This is a genomic window from Pseudomonas sp. PAMC 26793 (assembly GCF_000313235.1).
Classification (GTDB): Bacteria; Pseudomonadota; Gammaproteobacteria; order Pseudomonadales; family Pseudomonadaceae; genus Aquipseudomonas; species Aquipseudomonas yamanorum.
In genome coordinates, this window is sequence record NZ_AMXG01000039.1 from 100161 (window position 1) to 120094 (window position 19934).

17 protein-coding genes and 2 tRNA genes are annotated in these 19934 nt (G+C 57.8%); 17 read left to right on the top strand and 2 right to left on the bottom strand.

Annotated features, from left to right (window positions below; translation table 11 throughout):
* Nucleotides 1–53 precede the first annotated feature (53 nt).
* Entirely contained in the window at nucleotides 54–1727 is a 1674-nt protein-coding gene (gene recN, locus D109_RS0120670) for a DNA repair protein RecN (RefSeq protein ID WP_017478557.1), read from the bottom strand.
* Between the two features lie 253 nt (nucleotides 1728–1980).
* On the opposite strand from recN, the gene grpE reads away from it, so the two are divergent.
* The 8 genes from grpE (at nucleotide 1981) to D109_RS0120710 (ending at nucleotide 12447) form a co-directional block, all read left to right on the top strand.
* On the top strand, nucleotides 1981–2541 hold the full coding sequence (gene grpE / locus D109_RS0120675; protein ID WP_017478558.1) for a nucleotide exchange factor GrpE: 561 nt from the start codon (nucleotides 1981–1983) through the stop codon (nucleotides 2539–2541).
* Between the two features lie 102 nt (nucleotides 2542–2643).
* The gene (gene dnaK / locus D109_RS0120680) at nucleotides 2644–4560 is read left to right on the top strand and encodes a molecular chaperone DnaK (protein WP_017478559.1); all 1917 of its coding nucleotides are present in this window, start codon (nucleotides 2644–2646) and stop codon (nucleotides 4558–4560) included.
* 316 nt (nucleotides 4561–4876) lie between these two features.
* Nucleotides 4877–6001 (top strand): molecular chaperone DnaJ, encoded by a 1125-nt coding sequence (gene dnaJ / locus D109_RS0120685; protein ID WP_017478560.1) that lies wholly within the window; start codon nucleotides 4877–4879, stop codon nucleotides 5999–6001.
* Between the two features lie 10 nt (nucleotides 6002–6011).
* A complete protein-coding gene (dapB, locus tag D109_RS0120690; RefSeq protein ID WP_017478561.1) occupies nucleotides 6012–6818 on the top strand; it encodes a 4-hydroxy-tetrahydrodipicolinate reductase in 807 nt (268 codons plus the stop codon).
* A gap of 259 nt (nucleotides 6819–7077) precedes the next feature.
* The gene (gene carA, locus D109_RS0120695; protein WP_017478562.1) at nucleotides 7078–8214 is read left to right on the top strand and encodes a glutamine-hydrolyzing carbamoyl-phosphate synthase small subunit; all 1137 of its coding nucleotides are present in this window, start codon (nucleotides 7078–7080) and stop codon (nucleotides 8212–8214) included.
* A 105-nt stretch (nucleotides 8215–8319) separates the two neighbouring features.
* Entirely contained in the window at nucleotides 8320–11541 is a 3222-nt protein-coding gene (carB, locus tag D109_RS0120700; protein ID WP_003212212.1) for a carbamoyl-phosphate synthase large subunit, read from the top strand.
* Nucleotides 11538–12014: a transcription elongation factor GreA gene (greA, locus tag D109_RS0120705; RefSeq protein ID WP_003212209.1), complete on the top strand. Its 477-nt coding sequence runs from the start codon at nucleotides 11538–11540 to the stop codon at nucleotides 12012–12014. The genes carB and greA overlap by 4 nt, the downstream gene beginning before the upstream one ends.
* Nucleotides 12015–12042: 28 nt before the next feature.
* Nucleotides 12043–12447, top strand: a complete 405-nt coding sequence (locus tag D109_RS0120710; protein WP_017478563.1) for a hypothetical protein — start codon at nucleotides 12043–12045, stop codon at nucleotides 12445–12447.
* A gap of 8 nt (nucleotides 12448–12455) precedes the next feature.
* Here the strand turns inward: D109_RS0120710 and yhbY are convergent, their stop codons facing one another.
* On the bottom strand, nucleotides 12456–12764 hold the full coding sequence (yhbY, locus tag D109_RS0120715) for a ribosome assembly RNA-binding protein YhbY (RefSeq protein WP_003212205.1): 309 nt from the start codon (nucleotides 12762–12764) through the stop codon (nucleotides 12456–12458).
* Between the two features lie 105 nt (nucleotides 12765–12869).
* Here yhbY and rlmE point away from each other — a divergent pair, with 105 nt between their 5' ends.
* The 9 genes from rlmE to rimP all read left to right on the top strand — a co-directional run bounded on the left by rlmE (nucleotide 12870) and on the right by rimP (nucleotide 19934).
* Nucleotides 12870–13520 (top strand): 23S rRNA (uridine(2552)-2'-O)-methyltransferase RlmE, encoded by a 651-nt coding sequence (gene rlmE / locus D109_RS0120720; protein ID WP_003212203.1) that lies wholly within the window; start codon nucleotides 12870–12872, stop codon nucleotides 13518–13520.
* Between the two features lie 200 nt (nucleotides 13521–13720).
* Entirely contained in the window at nucleotides 13721–15631 is a 1911-nt protein-coding gene (gene ftsH / locus D109_RS0120725) for an ATP-dependent zinc metalloprotease FtsH (RefSeq protein ID WP_017478564.1), read from the top strand.
* Nucleotides 15632–15639: 8 nt separating this feature from the next.
* The gene (gene folP, locus D109_RS0120730; protein ID WP_026078116.1) at nucleotides 15640–16491 is read left to right on the top strand and encodes a dihydropteroate synthase; all 852 of its coding nucleotides are present in this window, start codon (nucleotides 15640–15642) and stop codon (nucleotides 16489–16491) included.
* A gap of 16 nt (nucleotides 16492–16507) precedes the next feature.
* The gene (gene glmM / locus D109_RS0120735) at nucleotides 16508–17845 is read left to right on the top strand and encodes a phosphoglucosamine mutase (protein ID WP_017478566.1); all 1338 of its coding nucleotides are present in this window, start codon (nucleotides 16508–16510) and stop codon (nucleotides 17843–17845) included.
* A 66-nt stretch (nucleotides 17846–17911) separates the two neighbouring features.
* A complete protein-coding gene (gene tpiA / locus D109_RS0120740) occupies nucleotides 17912–18667 on the top strand; it encodes a triose-phosphate isomerase (RefSeq protein WP_026078117.1) in 756 nt (251 codons plus the stop codon).
* 4 nt (nucleotides 18668–18671) lie between these two features.
* Nucleotides 18672–19055 (top strand): preprotein translocase subunit SecG, encoded by a 384-nt coding sequence (secG, locus tag D109_RS0120745; RefSeq protein WP_026078118.1) that lies wholly within the window; start codon nucleotides 18672–18674, stop codon nucleotides 19053–19055.
* Nucleotides 19056–19076: 21 nt separating this feature from the next.
* A tRNA-Leu gene (locus D109_RS0120750) sits at nucleotides 19077–19162 on the top strand.
* 96 nt (nucleotides 19163–19258) lie between these two features.
* Nucleotides 19259–19335 (top strand) — tRNA-Met (locus D109_RS0120755).
* A 140-nt stretch (nucleotides 19336–19475) separates the two neighbouring features.
* The gene (gene rimP, locus D109_RS0120760; RefSeq protein ID WP_003235029.1) at nucleotides 19476–19934 is read left to right on the top strand and encodes a ribosome maturation factor RimP; all 459 of its coding nucleotides are present in this window, start codon (nucleotides 19476–19478) and stop codon (nucleotides 19932–19934) included.

The following is a 19934-nucleotide window of genomic DNA, read 5'->3' on the forward strand; positions in this document are numbered from 1 at the left end:
TAGGGTCGCCTTCGTGCTTTCTATAAGAAAGAAAATACTCAGTAAGCCGGGCTTCAGACCTTCGCGGTGACCACCATTTTCTTCGCGTGAGCCAAGGACTCCTTGGTCAGGTCAATGCCACCGAGCATCCGTGCCACTTCTTCTACCCGTTCGGTCTTGTTCAGCTTGGACACGGCGGTATGGGTCGCATCGCTGCCACGTACCTTGTGCACGAACAAGTGTTGATGCCCTTGGGCAGCTACTTGTGGCAAGTGAGTAACGGTCAACACCTGGCCACGATCGCCCAATCGGCGCAGCAGCTGGCCAACGATCTCGGCAGTCGGGCCGCCGATGCCTACGTCCACTTCGTCGAATACCAGCGTTGGCACGCGTGAGGTTTGGGCGGTGATCACCTGGATCGCCAAGCTGATCCGTGACAGCTCGCCACCGGACGCTACTTTTGCCAGTGCCTTCAGTGGCTGGCCCGGGTTTGCGCTGACCAGCAGCTCTACCTGTTCAAGGCCATTGGGCAGCAGCTCATTGCTGGTGTTGGTGTGCAGCTCGATGGTGAAACGCCCGCCGGGCATGCCCAGACGCTGGATCTCTTGTTCCACTGCACTGGCCAGGCCTGTCGCTGCCTGATGGCGCAGGTCGCTGAGTTCTCGGGCTTTCTCTTGATAATGGCGAGCAAACGACGCTAGTTCTTCACCCAGTCGCTCGATGGATTCATCGTTGGCGTTCAGGGTTTCGATTTCATCCAGCAGCTTTTGCTGCATGGTTGCTACTTCGGTCGGCTGGATCCGGTGTTTGCGCGCCAAGGTATAGATGGTGTCCAGGCGCTCTTCTATATCTTGCAAGCGTGCCGGGTCGGCATCGAAGTGATCGAGGAAGCGGTTCAGCTCGCCCACGGCTTCTTCTACCTGAATTTGCGCACTGGTCAGCAGTGTGGTGGCTTCATTCAGTGATCCGGAGGCGTTGTTCACGCTGGACAGGCGATTGAGGCTGGCCGTCAGGGCGTTGAGCACATTGCCGGAATCACTTTCGCTGCACTGCTCCACCACTTGCCGGCAGATGCCCAGCAGGGTTTCGGCGTTGGTGAGGTTCTTGTGTTCCTGTTCCAGTTGCTCCAGCTCTGTCTCGCCGAGCCCCAGGCTTTCCAGCTCTTCCAGTTGGTAGCTGAGCAATTGGTGGCGGGCACGCTGCTCATCGCCGGAGTTGGAGAGGCGCTCCAGCTCCTGGCGGGTCTGGCGCCAGCGTTGCGCGGCCAGTTGCACTTGGCGCGCAAGGTCAGTGGCGCCGGCGTATTCGTCGAGAAGCCGGCGATGGGTGTCGGTTTTCAGCAGGGACTGGTGTTCATGCTGGCTGTGGATGTCGATCAGCAGTTCGCCCAGGGCTTTCAAGTCGCCGAGGGGGCAGGGTGTGCCATTTATATAGCCGCGGGAGCGCCCTTCGGCAGTGATCACCCGGCGCAGGATGCATGGGCCTTCATTATTAAGGTCGCGCTCGGCAAGCCAGGCCTCGGCTTCCGGGATGTCGGCCAGGTCGAAGGTGGCGAGGATGTCGGCTTTGTCGGCGCCAGGGCGAACCACGCCGCTGTCGGCTCGGTCGCCGAGGGTCAGGCCCAGGGCGTCGAGCATGATCGACTTGCCGGCGCCGGTTTCGCCTGTGATTACGCTCATCCCGCGATCCAGTTCAAGATCCAGATGTTCAACGATGGCGTAGTTATGTACGGACAGGTGCACCAGCATGACGGCCGCTCCCAGGCTTTAGGTCTGGTTATTTATACAGTGTTTTGTTTGGGGGTGACAATCCTGATGCTTAGTCCGATTTGCTTGAATAACTGTCTTTTTAAGTGCGACAGGGAATGATCGGCAGAAATTGATCCAGGACAACTGAAAGACTTTTGGTAGCGGCCCTGCCCTTGAACCTGAAAATTGTGGCCCCATATACCGGAACAGAAGCGCGAGTCGAGTTCGCGCATGATTTTGAAAGGAGAAATCTATGGCTGACGAACAGACGCAGGATACGCAAAATCCAGACGCCAACCAGGCCGCAGGTGAAGACCTGGCAGTTCGTGTGCAAGTGCTCGAAGAGCAGTTGGCAGGCGCGCAGGATCAATCGTTGCGTGTTGCCGCTGATCTGCAGAACGTCCGCCGCCGCGCCGAGCAGGATGTAGAAAAGGCTCACAAGTTCGCGCTGGAAAAATTTGCCGGTGATCTGCTGCCGATCATCGACAGCCTGGAGCGTGGCCTTGAGTTGTCCAACCCGGATGACGAAAACATCCGCCCAATGCGCGAAGGGATCGAACTGACCCTGAAAATGTTCCAGGACACCCTGAAGCGTTATCAGCTGGAAGCCATCGATCCACAAGGCGGCGAGCCGTTCAATGCCGAGCATCATCAAGCGATGGCGATGCAGGAAAACGCTGATCTTGAGCCGAACAGCGTGTTGAAGGTGTTCCAGAAGGGTTACCAGCTCAACGGTCGCTTGTTGCGCCCGGCAATGGTTGTAGTGAGCAAGGCTCCTGCACCGGTTGCACCTTCTATTGATGAGCAGGCTTGAAATAAGTCGTAACGGCCCCATCTATAAGTCAAGCGTTTAAGTACTGCCGCAGTTAGCCACCACTGCTGTGGCAACAAAACCTAAGTTTCGGGAGAGTAAATCATGGGCAAAATTATCGGTATCGACCTGGGGACTACCAACTCCTGCGTCTCCGTGCTGGAAAACGGCGTATCCAAAGTTATTGAAAACGCCGAAGGCGCACGCACCACCCCGTCCATCGTGGCTTACGCCAACGACGGCGAAATTCTGGTTGGCCAGTCCGCCAAGCGTCAAGCTGTGACCAATCCGCATAACACCCTCTATGCGGTGAAGCGTCTGATCGGTCGTAAGTTCGACGAAGAAGTCGTACAGAAAGACATCAAGATGGTCCCGTACAAAATCGCCAAGGCTGACAACGGTGACGCCTGGGTTGAAGTGAACGGCCAGAAAATGTCGCCGCCACAAATCTCGGCTGAAATCTTGAAAAAGATGAAGAAAACCGCCGAAGACTACCTCGGTGAGGCCGTGACTGAAGCGGTGATCACCGTTCCGGCCTACTTCAACGACAGCCAGCGCCAGGCGACCAAAGACGCCGGCCGTATTGCTGGCCTGGACGTAAAACGTATCATCAACGAACCAACCGCAGCCGCTCTGGCCTACGGTATGGACAAGGCCAAGGGCGACCACACCGTCATCGTTTACGACCTGGGTGGCGGTACCTTCGACGTTTCCGTGATCGAAATCGCTGAAGTCGATGGCGAGCACCAGTTCGAAGTGTTGGCCACCAACGGTGACACGTTCCTGGGCGGTGAAGACTTTGACATTCGTCTGATCGACTACCTCGTTGACGAATTCAAGAAAGAAAGCGGCATGAACCTCAAAGGTGACCCGCTGGCCATGCAGCGCCTGAAAGAAGCCGCTGAGAAAGCCAAGATCGAACTGTCTTCGAGCAATTCGACCGACGTGAACCTGCCGTACATCACTGCAGATGCCACTGGTCCTAAGCACTTGAACGTGAAAATCTCCCGCGCCAAGCTGGAGTCGCTGGTAGAAGACCTGGTTCAACGCACCATCGAGCCTTGCCGCATTGCGCTGAAAGACTCGGGTATCGACGTTGGCGCGATCAACGACGTGATCCTGGTCGGCGGTCAGACCCGTATGCCACTGGTTCAGAAGCTGGTGACCGAGTTCTTCGGTAAAGAAGCACGTAAAGACGTGAACCCGGACGAAGCGGTTGCCATGGGTGCTGCCATCCAGGGCGCGGTATTGGCCGGCGACGTGAAAGACGTTCTGCTGCTGGACGTCAGCCCGCTGACCCTGGGTATCGAAACCATGGGTGGCGTGATGACTGCGCTGATCGAGAAAAACACCACGATTCCTACCAAGAAATCGCAAGTGTTCTCGACTGCCGACGACAACCAGGGCGCCGTGACCATTCACGTGCTGCAAGGTGAGCGTAAGCAAGCTGGTCAGAACAAGTCTTTGGGCAAGTTCGACCTGGCCGAGATTCCGCCAGCACCACGTGGCGTGCCACAAATTGAAGTGACCTTCGACATCGACGCCAACGGCATTCTGCACGTAGGCGCCAAAGACAAGGCCACCGGCAAGACTCAGTCGATCGTGATCAAGGCAAACTCGGGTCTGTCCGAGGAAGAAATTCAGCAGATGATCCGTGATGCTGAAGCCAACGCTGACGAAGACCGCAAGTTCGAAGAGCTGGCCGCTGCCCGCAACCAGGGTGATGCACTGGTTCACTCGACGCGCAAAATGATCGCTGACGCTGGCGACAAAGTGACTGCCGAAGAGAAAACTGCAATCGAAGCCGCAGTAGTTGCCCTGGAAGCCGCCGTTAAAGGCGACGACAAGGCTGCTATCGAAGCCAAGGTTGAAGAACTGTCGAAAGTCTCTGCGCCAGTGGCTCAGAAAATGTACGCCGAACAAGGCCAGCCGGCTGACGGTGCTGCACACCAGGCAGAACCTGAAGCCAAGCACGACGACGTTGTCGATGCCGAGTTCGAAGAAGTCAAAGACCACAAGTAACTTGGTCGCCCGGTTGACCGCTCACAAGCGGTGACTGGTAGGATGTCGCCGCGCGGGAGCTTGCTCCCGCGTTGGCGTGTCTGGGGTACGCGAATTTTTACAGCATGCGACAACGCTCGGATGCTGGCGGTGTGATCGGGAATGCTCCTGCTTTCCGGACGACAGTCACCGCGTTTTTGGCCGGTTTCCGGTTGAAAGCAGTAACGACCAGGATCGTTGAATTGACGTGAGTTGGGTCCGGGCCTGTATTGGGGCTCAACGAGTTTGGCAAGGCTCAGGAGGGTTTTGCCGGACGTCCTTAAGAGTGCAAAGACTTATGGCAAAGCGTGACTATTACGAAGTGTTGGGTGTGGAGCGCGGCTCCAGCGAGGCGGACCTGAAAAAGGCTTACCGTCGCCTGGCAATGAAGCACCACCCGGACCGTAATCCGGATAGCAAAGAATCCGAAGAGCTGTTCAAAGAGGCCAACGAGGCCTACGAATGCCTGTGTGATCCAAACAAGCGTGCGGCGTACGATCAGTACGGCCATGCCGGTGTCGACCCAAGTATGGGCGGTGGCGGTGCGGGTTTTGGTGGCCAGAACTTCTCCGATATTTTCGGCGACGTGTTCAGCGACTTCTTTGGTGGCGGCCGTGGTGGCCAGCGTGGCGGTGCCCAGCGTGGCAGCGACCTGCGTTACACCCTGGAACTGAACCTGGAAGAAGCGGTGCGTGGCACCAGCGTCAATATCCGTGTTCCGACGCTGGTCAATTGCAAGCCGTGCGACGGTTCGGGCGCCAAGAAAGGCTCCTCGCCGATCACTTGCCCGACTTGCGGCGGTATCGGCCAAGTGCGCATGCAGCAAGGCTTCTTCTCGGTGCAGCAAACCTGCCCGCGCTGCCATGGCCAGGGCAAGATTATTTCCGATCCATGCGAGTCCTGCCACGGCGAAGGGCGTGTCGAAGAGTACAAGACCCTCTCGGTGAAAGTGCCGGCGGGTGTTGATACCGGTGATCGCATTCGTCTGTCGGGTGAAGGCGAGGCGGGCACTCAGGGCGGCCCGACGGGCGACCTGTACGTGGTGATCAATGTGCGCGAGCACTCGATCTTCCAGCGTGATGGCAAGCATCTGTTCTGTGAAGTGCCGATCAGCTTTGTCGACGCGGCCCTGGGTGGCGAGCTTGAGATTCCGACGCTGGACGGTCGGGTCAAGCTGAAGATTCCTGAGGGTACGCAGACCGGCAAGCAGTTCCGTATCCGCGGCAAAGGCGTAGCGCCGGTGCGTGGTGGTGGTGCTGGTGACTTGATGTGCCGTGTGGCGGTAGAGACTCCGGTGAATCTGGGGCGTCGTCAGCGCGAACTGCTGGAAGAATTCCGCAGCTCCCTGGCCGGCGATGATACCCATTCGCCAAAAACCACTGGCTGGTTCGAAGGCGTAAAGCGTTTCTTCGGCGACCTGTAAGGAAGTGAGTATGCGACGTATCGCGGTGATGGGCGCTGCCGGGCGTATGGGCAAGACCCTGGTCGAGGCTGTGCAGGCCCGCTCGCCGGCCTCCGGGTTGACGGCGGCGATTGTTCGTCCCGGCAGCACCTTGATTGGTGCGGACGCGGGTGAGTTGGCGTCCTTGGGGCGGATCGGCGTTTCGTTGTCCGGCAATCTGGAGCAGGTTGCCGACGAGTTCGACGTGCTGATCGACTTCACCCTGCCGGACGTGATGCTGAAAAACCTGGCTTTCTGCCGCAAGGCGGGCAAGGCCATGGTGATCGGCACTACGGGTTTGAGCGCCGAGCAAAAGCAGCTGCTGGTGGAGGCGGGCAAGGATATTCCTATCGTGTTCGCGGCCAACTTCAGCGTCGGCGTCAATCTGTCGCTGAAGTTGCTCGATATGGCAGCGCGCGTGATGGGTGATGAGGCTGACATCGAGATCATCGAGACTCATCACCGGCACAAGATCGATGCGCCGTCGGGTACGGCGTTGCGCATGGGTGAGGCGATTGCCGATGCCCTTGGGCGGGATCTGTCGAAGGTGGCGGTGTATGGTCGTGAAGGCCATACCGGGGCTCGCGCCCATGACACCATCGGTTTTGCCACCGTTCGCGGCGGTGACGTGGTGGGCGATCACACCGTACTGTTCGCGACCGAGGGTGAGCGTCTTGAGATCACCCACAAGGCGTCGAGCCGCATGACGTTCGCCAAGGGTGCCGTACGTGCGGCGCTGTGGCTGGACGGTCGTACGCCGGCCTTGTACGACATGCGTGACGTGCTGGATCTGCATTAAGAAGTAGCTAAAACGGGGTCTCAGGAATATCCTAAGGCCCCGTTTTTACCCGCTAAGCGACGTCCTGTCGCATTCCCCTGCCTTTAAGGCTCATTAGCGGTGGACCAAAAAAGCCTTTTTCTGTAAGCTACAGCTTTAGTGTGTCCACTAAAAGCGCGCAGAATAATTCAGTGAAGAAGCGGGGTGACGTGTCCATACGTCACTCCGCTTTTTTACAACCTGCGATCGCCCTTTCAGGCTTTATTTACGGGAGGTCTTCTTGACTAAGCCAGCCATACTCGCCCTTGCTGATGGCAGCATTTTTCGCGGCGAAGCCATTGGAGCCGACGGTCAGACCGTTGGAGAGGTGGTGTTCAACACCGCCATGACCGGCTATCAGGAAATCCTTACTGATCCTTCCTACGCCCAACAGATCGTTACCCTGACCTATCCGCACATCGGCAACACCGGTACTACACCGGAAGATGCCGAGTCTGATCGTGTCTGGTCGGCTGGCCTGGTCATTCGTGACCTGCCACTGGTAGCGAGCAACTGGCGTAACACGATGTCCCTGTCCGATTACCTGAAAGCCAACAACGTTGTGGCGATCGCCGGTATCGATACGCGTCGCCTGACACGCATCCTGCGTGAAAAAGGTTCGCAGAACGGCTGCATCATGGCCGGTGACAACATCTCCGAAGAAGCAGCGATTGCAGCGGCTCAAGGTTTCCCTGGCCTGAAAGGCATGGACCTGGCGAAAGTCGTCAGCACCAAGGAAAAGTACGAGTGGCGCTCCACTGTCTGGGACTTGAAGACCGACAGCCACGCGACCATCGAAGCTTCCGAGTTGCCGTACCACGTTGTGGCCTACGACTACGGTATCAAGCACAACATCCTGCGCATGCTGGTCGAGCGCGGTTGCCGCGTGACCGTGGTGCCGGCGCAAACCCCAGCCAGCGATGTGCTGGCCCTGCAGCCGGACGGTGTGTTCCTGTCCAACGGCCCGGGTGACCCGGAGCCCTGCGACTATGCCATCAAGGCGATCAAGGAAGTGCTGGAAGCCGAGATCCCGGTATTTGGTATCTGCCTCGGCCACCAATTGCTGGCCCTGGCCTCCGGCGCCAAGACCCTGAAAATGGGGCACGGCCACCACGGTGCCAACCACCCGGTACAGGATCTGGACACTGGCATCGTGATGATCACCAGCCAGAACCACGGTTTTGCGGTGGATGAAGCGACCTTGCCGGGCAACGTCCGGGCGATTCACAAGTCGCTGTTCGACGGTTCCCTGCAAGGCATCGAGCGCACCGACAAGAGCGCGTTCAGCTTCCAGGGCCACCCTGAAGCAAGCCCGGGCCCGAACGACGTAGCGCCGCTGTTCGACCGTTTCATCAATGAGATGGCCAAGCGACGCTAAGTGAGCGGCCCGAGGGTGGCCCGGGAAACCGGCGGCCCCCTCGGGCTCTTCAAAGATTGTTCAAGACGGCTTGCCGACTGACCTGCGGATTTGAGTGACAAACCCATGCCAAAACGTACAGACATAAAAAGCATCCTGATTCTCGGCGCTGGCCCGATCGTGATCGGCCAGGCCTGCGAATTCGACTACTCCGGCGCGCAGGCCTGTAAAGCCCTGCGCGAAGAGGGTTACCGCGTCATCCTGGTGAACTCCAACCCGGCCACCATCATGACCGACCCGGACATGGCCGACGCCACCTACATCGAGCCGATCAAGTGGCAGACCGTTGCCAAGATCATCGAGAAAGAACGTCCGGACGCGCTGCTGCCAACCATGGGTGGCCAGACCGCCCTGAACTGCGCACTGGACCTGGAGCGCGAAGGCGTCCTGGAGAAGTTCGGCGTAGAGATGATCGGCGCCAATGCCGACACCATCGACAAGGCTGAAGACCGTTCGCGTTTCGACAAGGCCATGAAATCCATCGGCCTTGATTGCCCGCGTTCCGGTATCGCCCACAGCATGGAAGAGGCCAATGCGGTCCTCGAACGCCTGGGCTTTCCGTGCATCATCCGTCCGTCCTTCACCATGGGCGGCACCGGCGGGGGTATCGCCTACAACCGTGAAGAATTCGAAGAAATCTGCGCCCGCGGCCTGGACTTGTCGCCGACCAAAGAGCTGCTGATCGACGAATCCCTGATCGGTTGGAAAGAGTATGAGATGGAGGTTGTCCGCGATAAGAAGGACAACTGCATCATCGTCTGTTCCATCGAAAACTTTGACCCGATGGGCGTGCACACCGGTGACTCGATCACTGTTGCGCCAGCACAGACCCTGACGGACAAGGAATACCAGATCATGCGTAACGCCTCGTTGGCGGTGCTGCGTGAGATCGGCGTGGAAACCGGTGGCTCCAACGTCCAGTTCGGCATCTGCCCGGACACTGGCCGCATGGTTGTGATCGAGATGAACCCGCGTGTATCGCGTTCTTCGGCGCTGGCATCGAAAGCTACCGGCTTCCCGATTGCGCGCATCGCTGCCAAGTTGGCGATCGGTTACACCTTGGACGAACTGCAGAACGAAATCACCGGCGGCGCAACGCCGGCCTCCTTCGAGCCGTCGATCGACTATGTCGTCACCAAGCTGCCACGCTTCGCTTTCGAGAAGTTCCCGAAAGCCGACGCCCGCCTGACCACTCAGATGAAGTCGGTCGGTGAAGTCATGGCCATTGGCCGGACCTTCCAGGAGTCCCTGCAGAAAGCCCTGCGCGGCCTGGAAGTGGGTGTTTGCGGTCTGGATGAGAAGCTCGACCTGAGCAATCCGGAAAGCATGAGCGTGCTCAAGCGCGAGCTGACCGTGCCGGGTGCCGAGCGTATCTGGTACGTGGCCGATGCTTTCCGCGCCGGCATGACCGTCGAAGACATCTTCGGCATGAACATGATCGATCCGTGGTTCCTGGTGCAGATCGAAGATCTGATCAAGGAAGAAGAGAAGGTCAAGACCCTCGGCCTGTCCTCTATCGACCGCGACCTGATGTTCCGCCTCAAGCGCAAAGGCTTCTCCGATATGCGTTTGGCCAAGCTGCTGGGCGTGACCGAGAAGAACCTGCGCACGCATCGCCACAAGCTGGATATCTTCCCGGTCTACAAGCGCGTTGATACCTGTGCGGCCGAGTTCGCCACCGACACCGCGTATATGTACTCCACCTACGAGGAAGAGTGCGAAGCAGCGCCGTCGGGCCGCGACAAAATCATGATCCTGGGTGGCGGTCCAAACCGTATCGGCCAAGGCATCGAATTCGATTATTGCTGCGTACACGCCGCTCTCGCCCTGCGCGAAGACGGGTACGAGACCATCATGGTCAACTGCAACCCGGAAACTGTTTCCACCGACTACGACACCTCCGACCGTCTGTACTTCGAGCCGGTAACGCTGGAAGATGTACTGGAAATCTGTCGCGTCGAGAAGCCAAAAGGCGTGATCGTCCAGTACGGCGGCCAAACCCCGTTGAAACTGGCTCGCGCACTTGAAGCCGCTGGCGTACCGATCATCGGCACCAGCCCTGACGCTATCGACCGTGCTGAAGACCGTGAGCGCTTCCAGCAGATGGTTGAGCGTCTGAACCTGCGTCAGCCGCCAAACGCCACCGTGCGCAGCGAAGACGAAGCGATCCGCGCGGCCAGCAAGATTGGTTATCCGCTGGTGGTGCGTCCGTCCTACGTACTGGGCGGCCGGGCGATGGAAATCGTCTACGAAGAAGACGAGCTCAAGCGTTACCTGCGTGATGCGGTAAAAGTGTCCAACGACAGCCCCGTGCTGCTGGACCACTTCCTCAACTGCGCCATCGAGATGGACGTGGATGCGGTCTGCGACGGCACCGACGTGGTGATCGGCGCGATCATGCAGCACATCGAACAGGCTGGCGTTCACTCCGGTGACTCCGCGTGCTCGCTGCCGCCCTACTCGCTGCCTGCACACATCCAGGACGAGATGCGCGAACAGGTCAAGAAAATGGCCCTGGAGCTGGGCGTGGTCGGCCTTATGAACGTACAGTTGGCGCTGCAAGGCGAAGACATCTACGTCATCGAAGTCAACCCGCGCGCTTCGCGTACCGTGCCGTTTGTTTCCAAGTGCATCGGTGTTTCCCTGGCGATGATTGCTGCCCGTGTGATGGCCGGCAAGACCTTGAAGGAAATCGGCTTCACCAAGGAAATCATTCCGAACTTCTACAGTGTGAAAGAGGCGGTGTTCCCATTCGCCAAATTCCCTGGCGTGGACCCGATCCTGGGCCCAGAGATGAAGTCCACCGGTGAAGTGATGGGCGTGGGCGATACCTTCGGTGAGGCATTCGCCAAAGCCCAGATGGGCGCCAGCGAAGTGCTGCCGACCGGCGGTACTGCGTTCATCAGCGTACGTGATGATGACAAGCCACTGGTTGCAGGCGTGGCCCGTGATCTGATCAACTTGGGTTTCGAAGTCGTGGCTACTGCCGGGACCGCCAAGCTGATCGAGGCTGCCGGCCTGAAAGTACGTCGCGTGAACAAGGTGACGGAAGGCCGTCCACACGTGGTCGACATGATCAAGAATGACGAAGTCACCCTGATCATCAACACCACTGAAGGTCGTCAGTCGATCGCGGACTCCTACTCCATTCGTCGTAACGCCTTGCAGCACAAGATCTACTGCACCACTACCATTGCTGCTGGCGAAGCTATCTGCGAAGCGCTCAAGTTCGGTCCTGAAAAAACCGTGCGTCGCTTGCAGGATCTACACGCAGGATTGAAGGCATGATCAAATACCCAATGACCGTCCAGGGCGCAAAAGCCCTGGAAGAAGAACACGCCCACCTGACCAAGGTCGTCCGTCCGAAGCTGAGCCAGGACATCGGTACGGCCCGGGAATTGGGCGACCTGAAGGAAAACGCTGAATACCATGCTGCCCGTGAGCAGCAAGGTATGGTCGAGGCGCGGATCCGTGACATCGAAGGCCGCCTGCAGAACTCGGTGGTTATCGACGTCACGACCATCCCGCATACCGGCAAGGTGATTTTCGGCACCACCGTGGAAATCGCCAACGTCGAGACTGACGAAAGCGTGGTTTACCACATCGTGGGTGAAGACGAGGCCGACTTCAAACTCGGCAAGATCTCCGTCGGTTCGCCGCTGGCCCGCGCCTTGATTGCCAAGGAAGAGGGTGATGTGGTGGCCGTCAAGACGCCTGGTGGCGTGATCGAGTACGAGATTGTCGAAGTTCGTCACATCTGAAAGACGGCGCCCGCTTCGTGCGGGCGCCATGCTTTGGCAGTTTGCCCAGATGCTTTGGGTTGGCGGCCTATGGCTGTTACATATTGGTGTACTGCCGGCGCTGGGCCTGATTGGCCTGGCACCGTTGCTGATCGATGAGGTCAGCGGATTATTAAGCGCGTTGCTGGTGGGTTTTGCAGCGGCGTGCGTGACGCTTCAGGCGCTGGTGCTGATCAAGGCCGAAGGCTTGGAGAGTATGTGGCGGGATATTCGCGGGCAACTGCTGTTGATGGCGCTGTATGCGTGCGCGATGTTTTGCGTGGTACGCATCTTTCTGCCGGAAGCGTTGCGCTGGCAGCTGTTCAGCTATCTTGTGCTAGGGTTTTCCGGATTGGTGCTGGTTGTACAGCCGGCGCCAGGATGGAGCGGCAGGGCGTGCGAAGCACGCCCGTGACCCTTGTTTCACTTGAAGCGGTGTACGTTCGACAGTTGCTTGTTGGCGCTGAAGTTCTTGCGATACAGCAGTGCCATCTTGCCGATGACCTGAACCAGGTCCGCTTTGCCAGCCTTGCACAGTTCTGCAATGGCTGCCAGGCGCGCCTCGCGATCAAGGATGCTGACCTTGATCTTGATCAGCTCGTGATCGCCCAATGCGCGTTCAAGCTCGGCTAACACACCTTCAGTCAAACCGTTGTCAGCCACAATCAAAACTGGTTTCAGATGGTGGCCAATGGATTTGTACTGTTTCTTCTGCTCTTGAGTGAGCGGCATAATCTGACCCCTGCGTCTGATCTTGTAAAAAGCGGCGGCCAGTTTACCCGAGCGAGTCCGGGACCGCCCAGTTAATCACGACCCGTTTTATTTTCGAGGTGGCCCGTGGCCCGTTCCAAAACTAGCCTTAAGTGGCTGCAAGAGCATTTCAACGACCCTTACGTCAAAATGGCGCAAAAGGATGGCTACCGTTCCCGGGCCAGCTACAAGCTGCTGGAGATCCAGGAAAAGGACAAGTTGATCCGCCCCGGCATGAGTGTTATCGACCTGGGTGCCGCCCCTGGTGGCTGGTCCCAGGTGACCAGTCGTCTGATTGGTGGGCAAGGTCGTTTGATCGCTTCCGATATCCTGGAAATGGACAGCATCCCCGACGTGACCTTTGTTCACGGCGATTTTACCCAGGACGAAGTGCTGGCACAGATCCTCGAGGCGGTCGGAAATTCGCAGGTAGACCTTGTGATTTCCGATATGGCCCCCAATATGAGTGGATTACCGGCTGTTGATATGCCGCGAGCCATGTTCCTGTGCGAATTGGCACTGGATCTGGCGGGACGGGTACTACGTCCGGGTGGTGACTTCTTGGTCAAGGTCTTCCAGGGTGAAGGCTTCGATGAGTATCACAAGAACATCCGCAAGCTGTTCGACAAGGTACAGACACGCAAGCCTGACTCTTCCCGGGACAGGTCCCGTGAGCAGTATTTGCTGGGTCGCGGGTTCCGTGGCATTGAAGGCGCTGCCAGTGAAGAGCGTTTTTAAGAAATTTGACGGAGGCGATAGGTTTTTTTATATCGCTTTCGTCACGAAGCTTTACGAATATTGTGTAGTCAAAGTTTCACAAAGGGTTACAGACGGCGCCTGCCAGAGTTGTAGGTAATGTAGTAAGTTAGGCCGGTGAATATCATGCGAAGCACGCGCCAGTAGCGGAGCTTGCTTCAGAGGGTAGTTAATTGAACGATATGGCAAAGAATCTGATCCTGTGGTTGATCATCGCGGCTGTCCTCGTGACGGTGATGAACAACTTCTCCAGCCCTAACGAGCCGCAGACCCTCAACTATTCCGACTTCATCCAGCAAGTTAAGGATGGCAAGGTCGAGCGCGTAGCAGTTGATGGCTACGTGATTACCGGCAAGCGCAACGATGGCGACAGCTTCAAGACCATCCGTCCGGCAATCCAGGACAATGGCCTGATCGGTGACCTGGTAGATAACCACGTAGTCGTCGAGGGCAAGCAGCCTGAGCAGCAGAGCATCTGGACCCAGCTCCTGGTGGCCAGCTTCCCCATCCTGGTGATCATCGCCGTGTTCATGTTCTTCATGCGCCAGATGCAAGGTGGTGCGGGAGGCAAGGGCGGGCCGATGAGCTTCGGCAAGAGCAAGGCACGCCTGCTCTCCGAAGACCAGGTGAAAACTACCTTGGCTGACGTTGCCGGTTGCGACGAAGCGAAGGAAGAAGTGGGCGAACTGGTTGAATTCCTGCGTGATCCGGGCAAGTTCCAGCGCCTGGGCGGCCGTATTCCTCGCGGCGTGCTGATGGTTGGCCCGCCAGGTACCGGTAAAACCCTGCTGGCCAAGGCCATTGCCGGCGAAGCCAAAGTACCTTTCTTCACCATTTCCGGTTCCGATTTCGTCGAAATGTTCGTCGGTGTCGGTGCCAGCCGTGTTCGCGATATGTTCGAACAGGCCAAGAAACACGCGCCCTGCATCATCTTCATCGATGAAATCGACGCCGTTGGTCGCCATCGTGGCGCTGGCATGGGTGGCGGTCATGATGAGCGTGAGCAGACGCTTAACCAGTTGCTGGTTGAGATGGATGGTTTCGAAATGAACGACGGCATCATCGTGATCGCCGCCACCAACCGTCCAGACGTACTCGACCCTGCGCTGCTGCGTCCGGGCCGTTTCGACCGTCAGGTTGTGGTCGGTCTGCCGGACATCCGTGGTCGTGAGCAAATTCTGAAAGTGCACATGCGCAAAGTGCCAATGGGCGACGACGTGGCTCCGGCCGTGATTGCCCGTGGTACTCCAGGCTTCTCCGGTGCTGACCTTGCCAACCTGGTGAACGAAGCGTCGCTGTTTGCCGCACGTACCGGCAAGCGCATCGTTGAAATGAAAGAGTTCGAACTGGCGAAAGACAAGATCATGATGGGCGCCGAGCGCAAGTCCATGGTCATGTCCGAGAAAGAGAAGCAGAACACTGCCTATCACGAAGCTGGTCACGCCATTGTTGGTCGCGTCGTGCCTGAGCATGACCCGGTCTACAAAGTGTCGATCATTCCTCGTGGCCGGGCGCTGGGCGTTACCATGTTCCTGCCGGAAGAGGATCGCTACAGCCTCTCCAAGCGCGCCTTGATCAGCCAGATCTGCTCGCTGTATGGCGGCCGGATCGCTGAAGAGATGACCTTGGGCTTTGATGGTGTTACCACCGGCGCGTCCAACGACATCATGCGTGCGAGTCAGATTGCACGGAACATGGTGACCAAGTGGGGACTGTCGGAAAAACTCGGTCCTTTGATGTATGCCGAGGAGGAAGGCGAAGTATTCCTGGGTCGCGGTGGTGGCGGTCAAGCGGCCAGCTTCTCTGGTGAGACAGCCAAGCTGATCGACTCCGAAGTGCGCAGCATCATTGACCAGTGCTATGGCACGGCCAAGCAGATCCTCACCGATAACCGCGACAAGCTCGACGCCATGGCTGACGCCCTGATGAAGTACGAGACCATTGATGCCGATCAGATTGACGACATCATGGCCGGTCGTACGCCTCGCGAGCCTCGCGATTGGGAAGGTGGTTCGGGTACTTCGGGCACGCCTCCAGTGGTACAGAACGAACGCCCTGAAGCTCCAATCGGCGGCCCGGCTGCTGACCATTAAGGTTTGAAATGACTTCTGCGTTGTCCTCGACCCGGTTGCCTTGCGGCAGCCGGGTTCTTGATTTGGCCCGTACGCACGTGATGGGCATTCTTAACGTAACCCCTGACTCTTTTTCCGATGGCGGTCGCTTCAGTCAGCTTGATGCTGCGTTGCGCCATGCGGAAGCCATGGTGGCTGCCGGGGCGACGTTGATTGACGTGGGCGGCGAGTCGACCCGTCCCGGGGCTCGCGCGGTTTCTCCCCTTGAGGAGTTGGAGCGTGTTGCGCCGATTGTCGAGCGCATTCATCGAGAGCTGGATGTGATCATCTCTGTCGACACCTCGACACCGGCTGTCATGCGTGAAACCGCGCGGTTGGGCGCAGGGTTGATCAACGATGTGCGTTCCCTGCAGCGCGATGGTGCTCTGGATGCGGCTGCCGCCACGGGGGTGCCGGTTTGCCTGATGCATATGCTCGGTGAGCCGGGCACCATGCAGGACGACCCGCATTACGACGACCTGGTCGGTGAAGTGAAAGATTTCCTTGCCGAGCGCATGGCTCAATGCGCCGCAGTGGGGATTGCCCCCGAGCGGATAATCCTCGATCCCGGATTTGGTTTTGCCAAGACCTTGCAGCACAATTTAAGCCTGTTCAAGCATATGGAATCCCTGCATGCCCTTGGTCGCCCTTTGTTGGTCGGGGTTTCGCGTAAGAGCATGATAGGTCTGGCGTTGAATCGTCCGGTGGGTGAGCGGCTGCATGGCGGCCTGGCACTTGCGGCACTTGCCGTGGTCAAGGGTGCACGTATTTTGCGCGTGCATGACGTGGCCGAGACGATAGATGTGGTGCGAATGATCGCAGCGGTTGAATCAGCCGAATAAGAATGATGGAGCACTTATGACTAAAAAGTATTTTGGCACCGATGGCATTCGCGGTCGGGTCGGCGAATTCCCGATTACTCCCGATTTCATGCTCAAGCTGGGCTGGGCTGCCGGTATGGCGTTCCGCAGCATGGGTGCCTGCCGCATCCTGGTGGGCAAGGACACGCGTATCTCGGGTTATATGTTTGAGTCGGCGCTGGAGGCAGGGCTGTCCGCTGCTGGCGCCGATGTGATGCTGCTGGGGCCGATGCCTACGCCAGCGATCGCTTACCTGACGCGGACCTTCCACGCTGAAGCCGGTATTGTGATCAGTGCTTCGCACAATCCTCACGATGACAACGGTATCAAGTTCTTCTCGGGCCAGGGCACCAAGCTGCCGGACGAGATCGAGCACATGATCGAAGAGTTGCTGGATGCGCCGATGACCGTCGTCGAATCGAGCAAGCTGGGTAAGGTGTCGCGGATTAACGACGCTTCTGGTCGTTACATTGAATTCTGCAAAAGCAGCGTGCCGAGCAGTACCAATTTTGCCGGGCTGAAAGTCGTCATCGACTGCGCTCACGGTGCGACCTACAAGGTGGCGCCGAGCGTGTTCAAAGAGCTTGGCGCAGACGTTACTGTGCTGTCCGCCCAGCCGAATGGCTTGAACATCAACGACAATTGCGGCTCGACCCATATGGGGCAGTTGCAGGCGGCTGTGCTGGCTGAGCATGCTGACCTGGGTATCGCGTTCGATGGTGATGGTGATCGGGTCTTGATGGTCGATCATACGGGTGCAATTGTTGATGGTGATGACCTGTTATTCATCATTGCCCGTGACTTGCACGAGCGTAACAAGCTGCAGGGCGGGGTCGTCGGCACCTTGATGAGCAATCTTGGCCTGGAGCTGGCCCTGGCAGATCTGGGTGTTCCGTTTGTGCGTGCCAATGTCGGTGACCGCTACGTGATCGCTGATCTGCTGGAGCGTAATTGGCAGGTGGGTGGTGAAAACTCCGGGCATATCGTCTGCTTCCAGCACACGACTACCGGGGATGCGATCATCGCGGCGCTGCAAGTGCTGCTGGCGCTGCGTCGTCGCGAAGAAAGCCTGGCCCAGGCACGGCAGGCGCTGCGCAAGTGCCCTCAAGTACTGCTCAACGTGCGCTTTGCAGGCGGTGACAACCCTATCGAGCATCCGGCTGTGAAAGAGGCCAGCGAGCGTGTCACTGCCGCCATGGCGGGTCGTGGCCGGGTCTTGTTGCGCAAGTCGGGCACAGAGCCTTTAGTGCGTGTCATGGTCGAAGGCGAGGACGAAACACAGGTTCGCGGCTATGCCGAAGAGCTGGCAAAACTGGTAACTGAAGTTTGCGCCTGAATTCGGCTTGCCAGTGATGATGTGGTTGGGTAACATCTGCGCCCACTTTGACCGACGAGGTACAGCATGCGTCGCACTATGGTAGCTGGTAACTGGAAGATGCACGGTACCCGCGCCAGTGTCGCTGAGCTGATCAATGGCCTTCGTCACTTGGCCTTGCCTAGCGGTGTTGATGTCGCGGTATTCCCGCCTTGCTTGTATATCAATCAAGTGATTGATGGCTTGAAAGGCAAGTCGATCCAGGTCGGCGCGCAGAACTCTGCGGTGGAATCCATGCAAGGTGCTTTGACCGGTGAGATTGCACCGAGTCAGCTGGTTGATGCAGGTTGTTCCCTGGTGCTTGTTGGGCACTCCGAGCGCCGTCAGATCATGGGCGAGCGTGATGGGACACTGAATCGCAAATTCGCAGCGGCACAGGCTTGTGGCTTGATTCCGGTGTTGTGCATAGGGGAGACCCTTGAACAGCGTGAGTCCGGTAAAACTCTTGAGGTTGTCGGGCGTCAGCTGGGCAGCATCATCGAGGAGCTGGGAGTCGGTGCCTTTGCAAATGCAGTAATTGCTTACGAGCCGGTCTGGGCCATTGGCACCGGGCTGACTGCTTCGCCGCAACAGGCGCAGGATGTGCACGCAGCCATCCGCGCGCAGTTGGCGGCAGAGAATTCTGAGGTCGCGCAAGGTGTGCGGCTTCTATACGGCGGCAGCGTGAAGGCGGCCAATGCGGTCGAACTGTTCGGCATGCCGGATATCGATGGGGGGCTCATTGGTGGAGCTTCCCTGAATGCAGATGAGTTCGGTGCGATTTGTCGCGCCGCGGGAAACTGAAAAAATGCTGGAAACAGTCATCGTTGTTTTTCATCTGCTGGGTGCACTGGGCGTAGTTGCTCTGGTTTTGCTGCAGCAGGGTAAGGGTGCGGACGCTGGTGCGTCTTTCGGGGCAGGTGCTTCAAATACTGTGTTCGGAAGCCAAGGTTCCTCTACCTTTCTTAGTAAGTTTACTGCTATACTTGCCGCCGGTTTCTTCATAACCAGCTTGGGGTTAGGATACTTTGCTAAAGAGAAAGCTCATGTGCTGACTCAAGTAGGTCTCCCAAACCCAGCAGTGTTGGAAGTACCAAAAGCAAAACCGGCTTCTGATGATGTCCCGGTGCTTCAAGAGCAAAAGTCGGCTACTCCAGCGACTGACGTACCTCCAGCTCAAGAGCAGAAGTAAGAAGGTTGTAAACGCTGTATTGCCGAGGTGGTGGAATTGGTAGACACGCAACCTTGAGGTGGTTGTGCCCATAGGGTGTAGGGGTTCGAGTCCCCTTCTCGGTACCAATTATCAGGAGAGCCCGCTGTTGCGGGCTTTCTTGTAGGTGGAAGGTTACATTGACCCTGTAAAGGATCGGTCGTATACTTCCGCCCCAGCTTTGTCGCGGGGTGGAGCAGTCTGGTAGCTCGTCGGGCTCATAACCCGAAGGTCGTCGGTTCAAATCCGGCCCCCGCAACCAGTTTTAGCGGAGCCCCTTTTAAGGGGCTTTTTGTTAGCTGGACACTTTCAACGCCGCTGTTCGACGGCGTTTCAAGGATGGGCGTTTCGCCCATTTTTTTATTTTGCACAGCATGCACATACATGCACGAGGGGGTTCAGGTGTCGAGCAAGCTAGAAGAGTTGCAGGCCTTGTTGGCCCCGGTGGTCGTGGCCCTAGGCTATGAATGCTGGGGTATTGAGTTTTCGGCTCAAGGTCGCCACTCAATGTTGCGCGTTTATATCGATAAAGAGGGCGGCGTGCTGGTGGACGATTGTGCCATTGTCAGCCGTCAGATCAGCGGTGTCCTGGATGTTGAAGATCCGATCTCCGTTGAATACACCCTCGAAGTTTCCTCGCCTGGCATGGAACGCCCACTGTTCACTATTGATCAGTTTGCAAAATTTGCCGGTGAACAAGTGAAGATCAAGCTGCGCTCTCCCTTTGAAGGGCGACGCAACTTTCAGGGCCTTCTGCGCGGTGTAGAAGAGCAGGACGTCGTGGTGCAGGTAGAAGACCATGAGTTCCTGTTGCCGATCGATATGATCGACAAGGCCAACATTATTCCCAGTTTTGACTGA

Coding starts and splice junctions, on each gene's coding strand:
- dnaK (WP_017478559.1), top strand. CDS start 2,644: ATGGGCAAAATTATCGGTATCGACCTGGGGACTACCAACTCCTGCGTC.
- D109_RS0120710 (WP_017478563.1), top strand. CDS start 12,043: ATGCTTTGGCAGTTTGCCCAGATGCTTTGGGTTGGCGGCCTATGGCTG.
- grpE (WP_017478558.1), top strand. CDS start 1,981: ATGGCTGACGAACAGACGCAGGATACGCAAAATCCAGACGCCAACCAG.
- recN (WP_017478557.1), bottom strand. CDS start 1,727: ATGCTGGTGCACCTGTCCGTACATAACTACGCCATCGTTGAACATCTG.
- secG (WP_026078118.1), top strand. CDS start 18,672: ATGCTGGAAACAGTCATCGTTGTTTTTCATCTGCTGGGTGCACTGGGC.
- greA (WP_003212209.1), top strand. CDS start 11,538: ATGATCAAATACCCAATGACCGTCCAGGGCGCAAAAGCCCTGGAAGAA.
- glmM (WP_017478566.1), top strand. CDS start 16,508: ATGACTAAAAAGTATTTTGGCACCGATGGCATTCGCGGTCGGGTCGGC.
- folP (WP_026078116.1), top strand. CDS start 15,640: ATGACTTCTGCGTTGTCCTCGACCCGGTTGCCTTGCGGCAGCCGGGTT.
- tpiA (WP_026078117.1), top strand. CDS start 17,912: ATGCGTCGCACTATGGTAGCTGGTAACTGGAAGATGCACGGTACCCGC.
- yhbY (WP_003212205.1), bottom strand. CDS start 12,764: ATGCCGCTCACTCAAGAGCAGAAGAAACAGTACAAATCCATTGGCCAC.
- dapB (WP_017478561.1), top strand. CDS start 6,012: ATGCGACGTATCGCGGTGATGGGCGCTGCCGGGCGTATGGGCAAGACC.
- carB (WP_003212212.1), top strand. CDS start 8,320: ATGCCAAAACGTACAGACATAAAAAGCATCCTGATTCTCGGCGCTGGC.
- ftsH (WP_017478564.1), top strand. CDS start 13,721: ATGGCAAAGAATCTGATCCTGTGGTTGATCATCGCGGCTGTCCTCGTG.
- dnaJ (WP_017478560.1), top strand. CDS start 4,877: ATGGCAAAGCGTGACTATTACGAAGTGTTGGGTGTGGAGCGCGGCTCC.